The following is a 14,943-nucleotide window of genomic DNA, read 5'->3' as shown; positions in this document are numbered from 1 at the left end:
GTCGGAAGGGCCCGAGCGGCTCACGTCAGAAGAACCTCGGGTCGTCGAAGGTGCCGGTCGCGAGCAGGTACACGTACAGGTCGCACACGGCGACGCTGATCAGCGAGGCCCACGCGAGCTGCATGTGCCGTCCGTTCAGCCGTCCGGTCCAGGTCCACAGCCGGTACCGGACGGGGTGCTTCGAGAAGTGCCGCAGCCGCCCGCCGACGATGTGCCGGCAGGAGTGGCAGGACAGGGTGTAGGCCCAGATGAGGGCGATGTTCACGAGGAAGACGAGCGTCCCGAGCCCCGCGTGCCCCCAGGCGTACGAGGCGTCCCGGAAGGTCAGCACGGTGTCGTACGTGAGGACTCCGGCGACCGGCAGCGCCACGTAGAAGAAGTACCGGTGGAGGTTCTGCAGGAGCAGCGGGAAGCGCGTCTCGCCGGTGTACGTCCGGTGGGGCTCGGCGACCGCGCAGGCCGGGGGTGACGCCCAGAAGCCCCGGTAGTACGCCTTGCGGTAGTAGTAGCAGGTCAGCCGGAAGCCGAGCGGGAAGATCAGGATCAGCAGGGCGGGGGAGAGCCCCCACCAGCTGCCGAAGATCTCCCAGTTCGGCCCGCCCTTCATGGGGACGCAGTTCGACGCCAGACAGGGCGAGTAGAACGGCGAGACGTAGGGGGCGGCGTAGTAGTCGGCCGCGGCGAAGGCGCGCCAGGTCGAGTACGCGACGAAGGCGAGCAGTCCGGCGGCGGTGGCGGCGGGCGAGAGCCACCAGCGGTCGGTGCGCAGATGGCGGGCGGCGATCGCGGCGCGCCCCGCGGAGCGCACCCCCGTCGCCGATCTGTGGCTCGTCGGGGTTTCCGTACCTCTGGCCAACAGGGCCTCCTCGGCTCTACGGCGCGTGGCGGTCGCGTGCTCCCAGTCCCTCGTCGTCGGTGTCCGTCCACAGCCCGGAGTCGTACGGGGCGTCGGGGATGGTCACCATGCTCTCGGCGCGGCCCTCGGACGACGGCCGGGGTGCGCCCCGCTCCGTGCCGACGCGCCGTTCCAGCTCTTCGACCGTGTGCTCCAGGTCTTGCAGGCGACGCCTGACGGCCGCCAGATCGTCCTGAACCGACATGGGTTGCCCTCACTTCCGCGAGCGGCTTCGGCAGGAGTGTCGCGCGTCACATCCCGCTTGGGAAGCCATGTGCACGGGTTTCCACTCGTCCGGAGCGCCCCCGGGCGGGGTCGTTGGGCCGCACGAGTGGGGATTCCCGGACGTGTCGCCGTGTCGCCGTGGCCGGATCCGCTCCGTCCCTTTCAGTGTATGAGCAATAGGTCTGATCATCTCCAAATGGCATAAATCTGGACGAAGGGGTACAAGTCATGTCCCAGTTCGGCGCCCCTCGCGGGAGGACATGCTCCAGGAGCCCCCGCTCCCGCACGCTCCGCTCCGTCGCCACCCTCACCAGTGCGGTCCTCGCCGTCACCGTGCTCGCCGGCTGCAGCTCCGACGACGCCGGCGAGGCCCCGGCCGCCGCGCAGGACAACGCCCCCGCCGCCCGCGGCGACGTCGCCGACGGCGGCACGCTGCGCTGGGCCGTCGACGCGCTGCCCACCACCCTCAACAGCTTCCAGGCCGACGCCGACGGCACCACCGCCCGCATCGCCGGGGCCGTGCTCCCCTCCCTCTACACGCTCGACGAGCGGGGCCGGCCGCAGCTGAACCCGGACTACCTGGAGTCCGCGAAGGTCGTCGAGACCGAGCCCAAGCAGGTCGTCCTCTACAAGCTCAACCAGCAGGCGGTGTGGAGCGACGGGCGCGAGCTCGGAGCCCCCGACTTCGTGGCCCAGTGGCGCGCGCTGAGCGGCCGCGACACCGCGTACTGGACCGCCCGCAACTCCGGCTACGAGCGGATCGAGAAGATCGAGCGGGGCAAGAACGACCTGGAGGTCCGGGTTACCTTCTCCAAGCCCTACGCCGACTGGCAGTCCCTCTTCACCCCGCTCTACCCGAAGCAGGTCATGGGGTCCCCGAACTCCTTCAACGACGGGGCGCGCACCACCCTCAAGGCCACTGCAGGACCGTTCCTGCTGAAGTCGATCGACCGCCGGAGCGGCGATGTCAACCTGGCCCGCAACCCCCGCTGGTGGGGGCAGTCGGCCAAGCTCGACAGTCTCGTTCTCAAGGCCGTCCCCCGGGCCGACCGCTCCGCCGCCCTCGCCGCCGGCAAGCTCGACCTGGCCGAGATCGACCGCTCGACGGCCGACCGGATCGCCCTCGCGCTCCGGGACGCCCGCGCCGGCCGGAACGGCGCGCAGGCGGCCCTCGCCCACGGCCCCGGCTCGGCGATCACCCCCGCGCGGGCCCTGAAGTCCTGGGCCCTCGCCAACGGCTCCGACGAGGAGCTGGCGGAGGAGGTCCAGGCCGCCCGCGAGAAGAACCAGAAGGCCGTCGCCCGGTACGCGAGCGAGCAGGACGCCCTCGCCGGCTTCGTGGTCCGCAAGTCCCTGGAGCCCGCCTACACCCAGCTCTCGCTGAACGGCGAGTCCGGCCCGCTCGCCGACGAGCGGGTACGGCGGGCGGTGGCCCGCGCCATCGACCGCCAGGAACTGGCCGAATCCGTACTCAAGCCGCTCGGCCTCCCGGCGACGCCCCCCGGCAGCCACCTGGCCCTCGCCGGGCAGGCCGCGTACGCGGACAGCAGCGACGCGCTCGGCGACCAGGACACCAAGGAGGCGCGGGCGCTCCTCGCCGACGCCGGCTGGGTCCCGGGCGGCGCGCTGCGGAAGCCCGCCGCGAAGGACGGCGCCGAGGCCGGCAGCGAGGCGGAGAAGGCAGCCAAGAAGAAGACGGAGCAGGGCAAGAAGGAGCAGGAGAAGAAGGAGCAGGAGAAGAAGGAGCAGGAGAAGAAGGAGACGACGTCCGGCGACAAGGCCGACGGCTCCGCCACCGACGCCTCCTCCACCGACGCCAAGAAGAAGGCGGACGACACCGCGTCCGACGAGGGCCTCTACATCGTCGGCGACGACAAGCCGGGCGACCGCAGGGCCCTCCCCGTCCCCGTCATCGGCGCCGCGGGCCCCGAGAACGGCACCGGCGTCCTCGCCCCGGCCGTCGTCGCGTCCCGCCAGAGCGCCGCGCTCCTCGCCCGGGCCGAGGCGCTCGACACCGGTACGGGCTCCGGCCCCCGGGCCGCCCACCCGGTCGCCAAGACGGACCGGGGAGTGGCCGGCGCCTACGCCCCGCTCGGCACCGCGGCCCCCGTGACCGCTCCCGAGGCCGCCGCCGCGCGGGCCCTCGGCAAGGACGGCAAGGCGCTCAGCCTCCGCTTCGTCCTGCCCTCGGGACCCGGCTCCGAGTCGCTGCGCGCGGTCGGCGACCGGATCGTCCGGATGCTCGACGCGGTGGGGATCCGTACGCAGGTCACCAAGGTCTCCGACGACAGCTTCTTCAAGGACCACGTAGCCGCCGGCGACTACGACCTGGCCCTCTACTCCTGGCCGGCCTCCGCCTTCCCGGCGACCGACGCCCGGCCGATCTTCGCCAAGCCCGAGCCCGCGTCGGACGGCTCGCTCCTGGTCGAGCAGAACTACTCGCGGGTCGGCACCGACCGCATCGACCAGCTCTTCGACCAGGCGGCCGGGACGCTCGACGAGGAGGAGGCCCGTGAGCTCGTCCGCCAGGCGGACGCCCGTATCTGGGCCGCGGCCGGTTCCATCCCCCTGTACCAGCGTCCGCAGCTCGTCGCCGCGAAGGCCGAAGTGGTGAACGCGGGGGCCTGGGGGCTCGCCGTTCCGCGCTATCAGGACATCGGCTTCAAGAAGCCCGAATCCTCCAACGGAGCAGAGCGAAACCGCTGAAAGCTCCAAACTCTCCGAAACCGCTGGCCACAACCTCAGAAGCAGCTCAAGTTCCTTGCCCGCCGGTGATCCCGGCGGGCAGGATCGCGTCGGCCGCTTGACCCGGCCTGTCCGCTGTCACACCGCAGTCGCACCACCGCACCAGACGCAGTGCCCGGAGCGTCCCCAGCGCGACCGGGCACCCACCGCAGCTCTTGAGCACACACCGATACCCCCCGAGCACGCACCGAAACCCCCAGAAGACCCTCTTGGATCCGGGCGGGGAAGCCCCTTGCGCGGCAGCCCCGTACCATAGGACATAGCCGTGGCGCGTCCGCCCGGCGGGCGTACGAGGAACTGACGCCGCATCCCACGATCCGAGAGAAGCGCAAGCACCCATGCCCACGCGCCACGACATCCGTAACGTCGCCATCGTCGCCCACGTCGACCATGGCAAGACGACCATCGTCGACGCCATGCTCAAGCAGGCCGGTGCCTTCGCCGCCCACCAGCAGCTCGACGACCGCATGATGGACTCGAACGACCTGGAACGTGAGAAGGGCATCACGATCCTCGCCAAGAACACGGCGGTGAAGTATCACCCCAAGGACGGCGGGGCCCCGATCACGATCAACATCATCGACACCCCGGGCCACGCCGACTTCGGTGGCGAGGTCGAGCGCGGTCTCTCGATGGTGGACGCGGTCGTCCTCCTCGTGGACGCCTCCGAGGGTCCGCTCCCGCAGACCCGCTTCGTGCTGCGCAAGGCCCTCCAGCAGCGCAAGCCCGTCATCCTCTGCATCAACAAGACGGACCGTCCGGACTCCCGGATCGACGAGGTCGTCAACGAGACCTACGACCTCTTCCTCGACCTGGACGCGGACGAGGACCAGATCGAGTTCCCGATCGTCTACGCCTGCGGCCGTGACGGCATCGCCTCGCTGACCAAGCCGGAGAACGGCACGGTCCCCGCGGACAGCGACAGCCTGGAGCCGTTCTTCGCCGCCATCCTGGAGCACGTCCCGGCCCCGGTGTACGACGAGGAGGCCCCCCTCCAGGCCCACGTCACCAACCTGGACGCCGACAACTTCCTCGGCCGTATCGCGCTCCTCCGCGTCGAGCAGGGCGAGCTGCGCAAGGGCCAGACGGTCGCGTGGATCAAGCGTGACGGCACGATCGCCAACGTCCGCATCACCGAGCTGATGATGACCGAGGCGCTCACCCGCAAGCCCGCGGAGGTCGCCGGCCCCGGTGACATCTGCGCCGTCGCCGGTATCCCCGACATCATGATCGGCGAGACCCTGGCCGACCCGGAGAACCCGATCGCGCTGCCGCTGATCACGGTCGACCAGCCGGCGATCTCCATGACCATCGGTACGAACACCTCGCCGCTCGTCGGTCGCGGTGGCACCGGCAAGGGCGCGGACGCCAAGTCCGCGGTCAAGCAGCGCAAGGTCACCGCCCGCCAGGTCAAGGACCGTCTGGACCGCGAGCTGATCGGTAACGTCTCGCTCCGCGTCCTCGACACCGAGCGTCCCGACGCCTGGGAGGTCCAGGGCCGTGGTGAGCTCGCGCTCGCCATCCTGGTCGAGCAGATGCGCCGCGAGGGCTTCGAGCTCACCATCGGCAAGCCGCAGGTCGTCACGAAGCTCGTCGACGGCAAGGTGCACGAGCCCGTCGAGCGTCTGACGGTCGACGTCCCCGAGGAGCACATGGGCGCGGTCACGCAGCTCATGGGTGTCCGCAAGGGCCGCATGGACAACATGTCGAACCACGGCTCCGGCTGGGTCCGCATGGAGTTCGTCGTTCCGTCCCGTGGCCTCATCGGCTTCCGTACGGAGTTCCTCACCAACACCCGCGGTACGGGCATCGCCCACTCGATCCACGAGGGCCACGAGCCGTGGTTCGGCACGCTGACGACCCGTAACAACGGTTCGCTGGTCGCCGACCGCGCCGGCGCCGTCACCGCCTTCGCGATGACGAACCTCCAGGAGCGCGGCGTCCTGTTCACCGACCCCGGCACCGAGGTGTACGAGGGCATGATCGTCGGCGAGAACTCCCGCTCCGACGACATGGACGTGAACATCACCAAGGAGAAGAAGCTCACCAACATGCGCTCCGCCTCCGCCGACTCCTTCGAGGCGATCGTCCCGCCGCGGAAGCTCTCCCTGGAGCAGTCCCTGGAGTTCTGCCGCGACGACGAGTGCGTCGAGGTCACCCCGGAGGCCGTGCGTATCCGCAAGGTCATCCTGGACCAGAACGCGCGTGGTCGTGCGTCTTCCCGCGCCAAGAACGCCTGAGTAAGGTCGCATACGGCCGAGCGCGGCGGGGTAGGTCATCGACCTGTGATCTTCGCCGCTCTCGACTGACATAGCGTCAGCGCCGGAGCCCGGGCCCCCACAGATACCTGTGGGGGCCCGGGCTTTTCGTCAAGTTCCGTCAACCCCATTTCGAGGGCCGAGTGTCCGCATATCGGCCATCGCTCTCCGGTACGTGTGTTAACGGTCCGTTTCGGGGGTGTCTGTCTGTGCTCAGTTTGTCCGGATTTCGGTATCTGGGCCCTTGGTGATGTTGTCAAAACGAGACCACTTAAGTGTGGTTTACAGCCCGGGCGTACTTAATAGTTGGCTCCATTGAGCTCGGGTCAATGGGTCACGCACTGTGGGGAGTGCCGACTCACGAGCACACTCGGGGCACTTGAGTGCAACGCCGTCAGGGGTGTCGGCGAACTCGAAGTGCCCCTCTTGTAGTGACAAAAGTGGACTCATGAGGAGGAACCCATGCGCGGTGCCAAGAGCGCCAAGTGGGTAACGGGCGCGATCATCGTCGCCCTGGCTGCGACCGCCTGTGGCGGGGGTAAGGGCAACGACGCCGGCGACGGCAAGGGCGCTGTTGACCCGAACGGAATTTTCTCCATCGAGCTGGGCGAGCCTGAGAAGCCCCTGCTCACCGGCGACACGATGGAGTCCAACGGCTCCGCCGTGATGGCCGGCCTGTTCTCGACCCTGGTCGACTACAAGGCCGACGGCTCGCTGGAGATGATCAACGCCGAGTCGGTCACCACGACGGACTCGAAGACCTGGACCGTCAAGCTCAAGCCGGGCTGGACCTTCCACGACGGCACCCCGGTGACCTCCAAGTCCTACGTGGACGCGTGGAACTGGAACGCCAGCCTGAAGAACGCCCAGGGCCTCGCGTCCTGGTTCGCGGACATCAAGGGCTACGACAAGGTCCACCCGGACGCCGAGGGTGCGAAGCAGACCGCCGACAAGCTCGAGGGCCTGTCCGTCGTCGACGAGACCACCTTCAAGATCGAGCTCACGAAGGCCGTCCCGTACTTCGGTCACAAGCTCGCCTACATCGTCTTCGCGCCGATGGCCGAGTCCTTCTACAAGGACCCGGCCGCGGGCGGCCAGAAGCCGGTCGGCAACGGTCCCTACAAGTTCAAGAGCTGGGACCACAAGAAGAAGATCGAGATCACGCGGTACGACGACTACAAGGGCCCGAACAAGGCGAAGAACGGCGGTGTGGTCTTCAAGAACTACACCACCCTCGAGGCCGCGTACGAGGACCTGAAGTCCGGCAACGTCGACGTCCTGCGTCAGATCGCGCCGAAGGACCTCCCGGTCTACCGCCAGGACCTCGGCGACCGTGCCGTGGACCAGCCGTACTCCGCGATCCAGACCATCGCCATCGCCTTCTACGCCGACCAGTGGAAGAAGCCGAAGCTGGTCGACCCCCGGGTCATCCAGGGTCTGTCCATGGCGATCGACCGTGCCACCATCACCAAGACGGTGCTGAACGGCACGCGTGAGCCCGCGACCGGCTGGGTGGCCAAGGGCGTCCTGGGCTTCCAGGAGGACGGCGGCGCCGGCGTCACCAAGTTCGACCCCGCCGCGGCCAAGGACCTCATCAAGGCCGGCGGTGGCGTTCCGAACAACAAGATCTCCATCCAGTACAACGCCGACGGTGGCCACAAGGAGTGGGTGGACGCTGTCTGCAACTCCATCACCCAGGCCACGACCGTCCAGTGTGTCGGCGACGGCAAGCCGGACTTCCAGGCCGACCTGACCGCTCGCAAGACCAAGCAGGTCAAGTCGATCTACCGCTCCGGCTGGGTGCTCGACTACCCGGTGAACGCCAACTTCATCTCGGACCTGTTCCGCACGGGTGCGGGCGGCAACCAGGGCGACTTCTCCAACAAGGAGCTGGACGCCAAGATCGCGAAGGCCGACTCGGCCGCCACCCTTGACGAGTCCGTCAAGGCCTACCAGGCGATCGAGAAGGACCTCAAGAACTACATGCCGTCCATCCCGCTCTGGTACTACAAGGTCAACGCGGGCTTCTCCGAGAAGGTTTCGGGCGTGGCCTACGGTCAGGACGGCGACCCGATCCTGACCGGCGTCGAGGTCAAGAAGTAATCACCCAAGCGTAGTCCGCACGCCGTCACGGGACTTGACGGACCGTCAAGTCCCGTCTCGGTGCCTTACGCAGTGGCTGGGGGGCCCTTCCACGACATAGCCGTGCCCGGAACCGGGCATAGCTGTGCCATGGGAGGGCCCGTCGGTTGCCGCTGTCACATCTCAACGGAGGCATGATGGGGCGTTATGTCGCACGACGACTGCTCCAGATGATCCCGGTTTTCCTCGGGACGACCCTGCTGATCTTCCTCATGGTGCGCAGCCTGCCCGGTGACCCCGTGCTGGCGATGTTCGGCGACAAGGGCGCCGACCCGGCGACACTCGCCGCGAAGCGCCACGAGCTGGGTCTCGACCGGCCGGCTTGGCTGCAGTACGTCACTTATATGTGGGACATGATCTGGCACCAGGACTTCGGTACCCAGATCCGTAACGGACGCCCGGTCACCGAGGTGCTCGGCGACGCGTTCCCCATCACCCTTCAGCTGGGCGCCCTGGCGTTCGCCATCGAGCTGATCTTCGGCATCGGCCTGGGCATCATCGGCGGTCTGCGCGCCGGCCGGCTGGCCGACAACGCGATCCTGATCTTCACCCTGCTGATCATCTCGATCCCGGTCTTCGTCCTCGGTTACATCATCAAGATGGTGTTCGCCTTCAACCTGGGCTGGATCGACCCGAACGTCAGCACCGAGCCCCAGCTGAGCGAAATGATCGCTCCGGCCGTCGTGCTCGGCGGTCTCTCCCTTGCCTATGTGGCGCGGCTCACCCGTACCTCCATGGCGGAGAACCTGCGCGCCGACTACATGCGTACGGCAGTCGCCAAGGGCCTGCCGCGGCGCCGGGTCATCGGCGTCCACCTGATGCGCAACTCGATGATCCCCGTGGTCACCTTCCTCGGCACCGACATCGGCGCCCTGATGGGCGGTGCGGTCATCACCGAGTTCATCTTCAACATCAAGGGCATCGGCGGCGTCATCGCCGAGTCGATCTCCCGGCGTGAAGGCGAGACCCTGGTGGGCCTCGTCACCGTCCTGGTGCTCGTCTACCTCGTCACCAGCCTGCTCATCGACCTGCTGTACGCGGTCCTGGACCCGAGGATCCGGTATGCCTGACGTGACCAAGACCGCTACCGCAGCCAAGGACACCGTCGCCACCCCCTCGGTGGACGTGTCCGCTCCGGTGGCGAAGCAGGAGAAGCCCCGCAGCCTCTGGGGCGACGCCTGGACCGACCTGCGCCGCAACCCGTACTTCATCATCTCGTCGGCGCTGATCGCGCTGCTGCTGCTGGTCTCGGTGTGGCCGACCCTCTTCACCAGCGCGTCCCCGACCGCCGGTGACCTGGTCCACCACTTCCTGAGCAAGCCGGAGCTGGGCAGCGTCGGCTCGCCGGAATGGCTGGGCTACGACCAGCAGGGCCGCTCCGTCTACGCCCGACTGATCCACGGCACCCGTGCCTCGATCATCGTCGGCGTCTGCGTCACCGCGATCGTCACCGTCATCGGCGGCATCATGGGCATGATCTCGGGCTACTTCGGCGGCATCGTCGACGCGATCCTGTCCCGCATCACCGACGTCTTCTTCGGCATCCCGTTCCTGCTCGGCGCCATGGTCGTCCTGCAGTCGTTCGTCGAGCGGACCGTCTGGGTCGTCGTCTTCGCCCTCGCGTTCCTCGGCTGGACCCAGATCACCCGCGTCATGCGCGGTGCCGTGATCACGGTCAAGCAGGCCGACTACGTCCACGCGGCGAAGGCCCTCGGCGCCGGCACGAGCCGGATCCTCTTCCGGCACATCCTGCCGAACGCCATGGCGCCCGTGATCGTCGTCGCGACCATCGCGCTCGGCGGCTACATCTCGGCCGAGGCCACCCTGTCCTTCCTCGGCCTGGGCCTCGCGGCCCCGACCGTCTCGTGGGGTGTCGACATCTCCGCGGGTGTCGCCCAGATCCGAGTGGCCCCGCACGTCCTGCTCTGGCCCTCGATCATGCTGAGCCTCACCGTTCTGGCGTTCATCATGCTCGGCGAAGCCGTCCGCAACGCCCTCGACCCCAAGCTGCGCTGAGGAGGGCGTAAAAGATGAGCATCATCGACAAGACCGCGGCCGTCCCCGCGCCGCGCGCGGGAGCCGACAACAACGGCCCGCTGCTCGAAGTCCGCGACCTGCACGTCGAGTTCCACACCCGTGACGGTGTGGCCAAGGCGGTCAACGGTGTCAACTACTCGGTGAACGCCGGCGAGACCCTCGCCGTCCTCGGCGAGTCCGGCTCCGGCAAGTCCGTCACCGCCCAGGCCATCATGGGCATCCTCGACATGCCGCCGGGCAAGATCCCGCAGGGCGAGATCCTGTTCCGCGGCGAGGACATGCTGAAGATGTCCGAGGAGGAGCGCCGCAAGGTCCGCGGCCGGAAGATCGCCATGATCTTCCAGGACGCGCTGTCCTCCCTCAACCCGGTCCTCTCCGTCGGCTACCAGCTCGGCGAGATGTTCCGCGTGCACCACGGCATGTCCAAGAAGGACGCCAAGGTCAAGGCCATCGAGCTGATGGACAAGGTCAAGATCCCCGCCGCCAAGGCGCGGGTCTCCGACTACCCCCACCAGTTCTCCGGCGGTATGCGCCAGCGCATCATGATCGCCATGGCGCTCGCCCTGGAGCCGGACCTGATCATCGCCGACGAGCCCACCACGGCTCTCGACGTGACCGTCCAGGCCCAGGTCATGGACCTCCTCTCGGAGCTCCAGAGCGAGTACAACATGGGTCTGATCCTGATCACCCACGACCTCGGCGTCGTCGCCGACGTCGCGGACAAGATCGCGGTCATGTACGCGGGCCGGATCGTCGAGCAGGCACCGGTGCACGAGCTGTACGGGCGCCCCGCGCACCCGTACACCCGCGGCCTCCTGGACTCGATCCCGCGCCTGGACCAGAAGGGCCAGGAGCTCTACGCGATCAAGGGCCTGCCGCCCAACCTGCTCAAGGTTCCCACCGGCTGCGCCTTCAACCCGCGCTGCCCCAAGGCCGACGACATCTGCCGTACGGAGATCCCGGCCCTGGCGCCGGTCACCGAGCAGAACGGCGCGGATCTTCCGGGCCGTAAGAGCGCCTGCCACTTCTGGAAGGAGACGATCCATGGCTGACCTCAGCAAGAACGACGAGGCCGTGGCCGCCGCCATCGAGGCTCCCGTGGGCCGCGGCGAGCCGATCCTCCAGGTGCGAGGCCTGAAGAAGCACTTCCCGCTGACGCAGGGCATCCTGTTCAAGAAGCAGGTCGGTGCGGTCAAGGCCGTGGACGGGGTCTCCTTCGACCTCTACCAGGGCGAGACCCTCGGCATCGTGGGCGAGTCCGGCTGTGGCAAGTCCACGGTCGCCAAGCTCCTGATGAACCTGGAGCGGGCCACCGCCGGCGAGGTCTTCTTCAAGGGCCAGGACATCACCAAGCTGTCCGGGCGCGCGCTGAAGGCCGTCCGCCGCAACATCCAGATGGTGTTCCAGGACCCGTACACCTCGCTCAACCCGCGGATGACGGTCGGCGACATCATCGGCGAGCCCTTCGACATCCACCCCGAGGTGGCCCCGAAGGGCGACCGGCGCCGCAAGGTGCAGGAGCTCCTCGACGTCGTCGGTCTCAACCCGGAGTACATCAACCGGTACCCGCACCAGTTCTCCGGCGGCCAGCGCCAGCGCATCGGCATCGCCCGCGGCCTCGCGCTCAACCCGGAGATCATCATCTGCGACGAGCCGGTCTCGGCCCTGGACGTCTCCGTCCAGGCGCAGGTCATCAACCTGATGGGGAAGCTGCAGGAGGAGTTCAACCTCTCCTACCTCTTCATCGCGCACGACCTGTCGATCGTCCGGCACATCTCGGACCGCGTCGGTGTCATGTACCTCGGCAAGATGGCCGAGATCGGTACGGACGAGCAGATCTACGAGCACCCGACGCACCCGTACACGCAGGCGCTGCTCTCCGCGGTGCCGGTGCCGGACCCGGAGGCCCGCGCGCACCGCGAGCGGATCATCCTCACCGGTGACGTCCCCTCGCCGGCCAACCCGCCGTCGGGCTGCAGCTTCCGCACCCGTTGCTGGAAGGCGCAGGAGAAGTGCTCCCAGGAGACTCCGGTCCTCGCGATCCCGGAGGTCTTCCAGGGTGTGAACACCCCGGCGGCCCACTCCTCGGCGTGCCACTTCGCCGAGGAGAAGCAGGTCGTCCCGGTGCACTGACGCAGTGACGTACTGACGCACTGAGCACAGCACGCCGAAGGGCGCCCCGGTCCGTACTGGACGGGGGCGCCCTTCGGCGTACCGGTGGGCAGTCGGCGACCGGGCCGTCAGCGGCTGGTGGGGAGGACCGGGTAGCACTCGCCGTAGTACCAGGCCGCCAGGTACCGCATGAGCAGGTCGCCCGTCTTCGGACCGACGACGCCGTCGGCCTCGGCGGCGCCCAGCTGGCGGTACTGCACGAAGCGGATCGCCTCGTCGGTCTCGGGGCCGAACGCGCTGTCGACGCTGATCAGGTCGTGCTCCGAGGCGTAGTGGTCCGAGATGATCATGTTCAGGCCGCGCTGCACGCACTTCACGGCGGCCGGGCTGTTGCCGTAGCCGTAGCCGATGTACCCGGCGCCCGGCTGCGCCTGGGCGGATCCGGACAGGGCGAGCGCCGCCATGGCCGTCGTCGCGGCGACGACGCCGACGCGGGTGGCGAGTTTCTGGAGCATGGCGGTTCACGCCTTCCATGGGGGAGTTCCGGTGGGCAGTCGATGTGACGTGCTCCTGCCCTTCGATGATCCGAACTCTAGGGACGAGGAGGCGCGTCGGGTCGTCCCGTGCGTCCCTGGGACGCCTGGGCGTGGTGGGACGGTGGCAACGGCGGCGGCCTCACGATCGTGGTGCGCTCGGGCACGGCCAACGGCAGCGTGTACGCCTGGGCCCGGATGGCGTACGCCCCGATGGGTGCCGACAACATGCATGCCTCTCGATTTCGGGTCATATTGAGCCCTAAGTCACACTTAGGGACATATGGGAGGCACTCCATGCGCGGAGCCACGCACGCCAAGTGGGCCGCTATGGCCACCGCAGTCGCCCTCGCGGCGACCGCCTGTGGCGGCGACGACAGCGGCGGCGGCGGAGGGGCCGACGGCATCGTGACCTCCTCGTGGGGAGACCCGCAGAACCCACTGGAGCCCGCCAACACCAACGAGGTGCAGGGCGGCAAGGTCCTCTCCATGATCTTCCGGGGGCTCAAGGAGTACGACCCGAAGACCGGCGAGGCCAAGGACATGCTCGCCGAGAAGATCGAGACCACCGACTCGACGAACTTCGCCATCACGGTCAAGGACGGCTGGACCTTCTCCAACGGCGAGAAGGTCACCGCCAAGTCCTTCGTCGACGCCTGGAACTACGGCGCCCACCTGAAGAACAACCAGAAGAACGCCTACTTCTTCGGCCAGATCGAGGGGTACGACAAGGTCCACCCCGAGAAGGGCGAGCCCACCGCCGAGACCATGTCCGGCCTCAAGGTCACCGGCGACCGGACCTTCACGGTCAAGCTCACCCAGAAGTTCTCCACCTGGCCCGTCACCCTCGGCTACGCGGCCTTCGCGCCGCTCCCCAAGGCCTTCTACGACGACCACGCCGGCTGGCTCTCGAAGCCCGTCGGCAACGGCCCGTACACCGTGGACTCCTACGCCAAGGGCTCCGAGATGGCCCTCAAGCGGTGGGACGGCTACCCCGGCGCCGACAAGGCCCAGAACGGCGGCGTGACCCTCAAGGTCTACACCGACAACAACACCGCCTACACCGACCTGACGGCCGGAAACCTCGACCTCGTCGACGACGTCCCCGCCGCCCAGCTCAAGAACGTCTCCGCCGACCTCGGCGACCGGTACATCAACGTCCCCGCCGGCATCATCCAGACCCTGTCGTTCCCGTTCTACGACGCCGCCTGGAACAAGCCCGGCCAGGAGAAGCTCCGCACGGGCATCTCGATGGCGATCGACCGCGCCCAGATCACCGAGACGATCTTCCAGAAGACCCGCACCCCCGCCAAGGACTGGACCTCCCCGGTGCTCGGCGAGGACGGCGGCTACAAGGAACTGTGCGGCGACGCCTGCGAGTACAACCCCACCGAGGCGAAGAAGCTGGTCGCCGAGGGCGGCGGAATCCCCGGCGGCACGATGAAGATCTCGTACAACGCCGACACCGGCTCCCACAAGGAGTGGGTCGACGCCGTCTGCAACTCCATCAACCGGGCCCTCGGCAACGACAAGGCCTGCGTCGGCAACCCCGTCGGCACCTTCGCCGACTACCGCAACCAGGTCACCACCCAGAAGCTCGACGGCCCCTTCCGCGCCGGCTGGCAGATGGACTACCCGCTCATCCAGAACTTCCTCCAGCCGCTGTACTACACCAACGCCTCGTCCAACGACGGCAAGTACACCGACCCCGAGTTCGACAAGCTGGTCAACCAGGCCAACGCCGAGACCGACACCAAGAAGGCCGTCGAACTCTTCCAGCAGGCCGAGGAAGTCCTCCGCGACGACATGGGCGCCGTCCCGCTCTGGTACCAGAACGGCAGCGCCGGCTACTCGGACAAGGTGTCCAACGTGTCGCTGAACCCGTTCAGCGTCCCGGTCTACGGCCAGATCAAGGTCAACTGACGTCGTAGGAGGTCGGCGGCGTACGGCCCGGCCCGCGGAGACACCGCGCCGGGCCGTACGCCTTCCCCGCCCC

11 protein-coding genes are annotated in these 14,943 nt (G+C 68.1%); 8 read left to right on the top strand and 3 right to left on the bottom strand.

From position 1 onward, the window contains the following. Positions 1-25: 25 nt before the first annotated feature. Entirely contained in the window at positions 26-856 is an 831-nt protein-coding gene (locus ACWFR1_RS24165; protein ID WP_453554408.1) for a hypothetical protein, read from the bottom strand. Between the two features lie 16 nt (positions 857-872). Then, positions 873-1,100, bottom strand: coding sequence for a hypothetical protein (locus ACWFR1_RS24160; protein ID WP_453554406.1), 228 nt, complete (start codon positions 1,098-1,100; stop codon positions 873-875). Between the two features lie 248 nt (positions 1,101-1,348). On the opposite strand from ACWFR1_RS24160, the gene ACWFR1_RS24155 reads away from it, so the two are divergent. The 7 genes from ACWFR1_RS24155 (at position 1,349) to ACWFR1_RS24125 (ending at position 12,435) form a co-directional block, all read left to right on the top strand. Beyond that, positions 1,349-3,826: an ABC transporter family substrate-binding protein gene (locus ACWFR1_RS24155; RefSeq protein WP_453554404.1), complete on the top strand. Its 2,478-nt coding sequence runs from the start codon at positions 1,349-1,351 to the stop codon at positions 3,824-3,826. Between the two features lie 377 nt (positions 3,827-4,203). Then, positions 4,204-6,105 carry a translational GTPase TypA gene (gene typA / locus ACWFR1_RS24150; protein WP_453554402.1) on the top strand — a complete coding sequence of 634 codons (1,902 nt, stop codon included), beginning with the start codon at positions 4,204-4,206 and terminating at the stop codon, positions 6,103-6,105. 480 nt (positions 6,106-6,585) lie between these two features. After that, positions 6,586-8,226, top strand: coding sequence for a peptide ABC transporter substrate-binding protein (locus tag ACWFR1_RS24145; RefSeq protein WP_453554400.1), 1,641 nt, complete (start codon positions 6,586-6,588; stop codon positions 8,224-8,226). Between the two features lie 176 nt (positions 8,227-8,402). Continuing rightward, entirely contained in the window at positions 8,403-9,335 is a 933-nt protein-coding gene (locus ACWFR1_RS24140) for an ABC transporter permease (RefSeq protein WP_453554489.1), read from the top strand. After that, positions 9,328-10,281, top strand: a complete 954-nt coding sequence (locus ACWFR1_RS24135) for an ABC transporter permease (protein ID WP_453554398.1) — start codon at positions 9,328-9,330, stop codon at positions 10,279-10,281. Before ACWFR1_RS24140 ends, ACWFR1_RS24135 begins: the two co-directional genes overlap by 8 nt. A 14-nt stretch (positions 10,282-10,295) precedes the next feature. Next, on the top strand, positions 10,296-11,354 hold the full coding sequence (locus ACWFR1_RS24130; RefSeq protein ID WP_453554396.1) for an ABC transporter ATP-binding protein: 1,059 nt from the start codon (positions 10,296-10,298) through the stop codon (positions 11,352-11,354). Then, entirely contained in the window at positions 11,347-12,435 is a 1,089-nt protein-coding gene (locus tag ACWFR1_RS24125) for an ABC transporter ATP-binding protein (protein ID WP_453554394.1), read from the top strand. The genes ACWFR1_RS24130 and ACWFR1_RS24125 overlap by 8 nt, the downstream gene beginning before the upstream one ends. A 107-nt stretch (positions 12,436-12,542) precedes the next feature. On the opposite strand, the gene ACWFR1_RS24120 is transcribed toward ACWFR1_RS24125, so the two are convergent. Further along, a complete protein-coding gene (locus ACWFR1_RS24120; RefSeq protein WP_453554392.1) occupies positions 12,543-12,929 on the bottom strand; it encodes a peptidoglycan-binding domain-containing protein in 387 nt (128 codons plus the stop codon). Between the two features lie 315 nt (positions 12,930-13,244). Here ACWFR1_RS24120 and ACWFR1_RS24115 point away from each other — a divergent pair, with 315 nt between their 5' ends. Continuing rightward, the gene (locus ACWFR1_RS24115) at positions 13,245-14,870 is read left to right on the top strand and encodes a peptide ABC transporter substrate-binding protein (RefSeq protein WP_453554390.1); all 1,626 of its coding nucleotides are present in this window, start codon (positions 13,245-13,247) and stop codon (positions 14,868-14,870) included. Positions 14,871-14,943: the final 73 nt, after the last annotated feature.

Source organism: Streptomyces sp. NPDC055103, from assembly GCF_053607625.1.
Note: the sequence above shows the minus strand (reverse complement) of the source record. Positions and strands in the feature narration are given on the sequence as shown.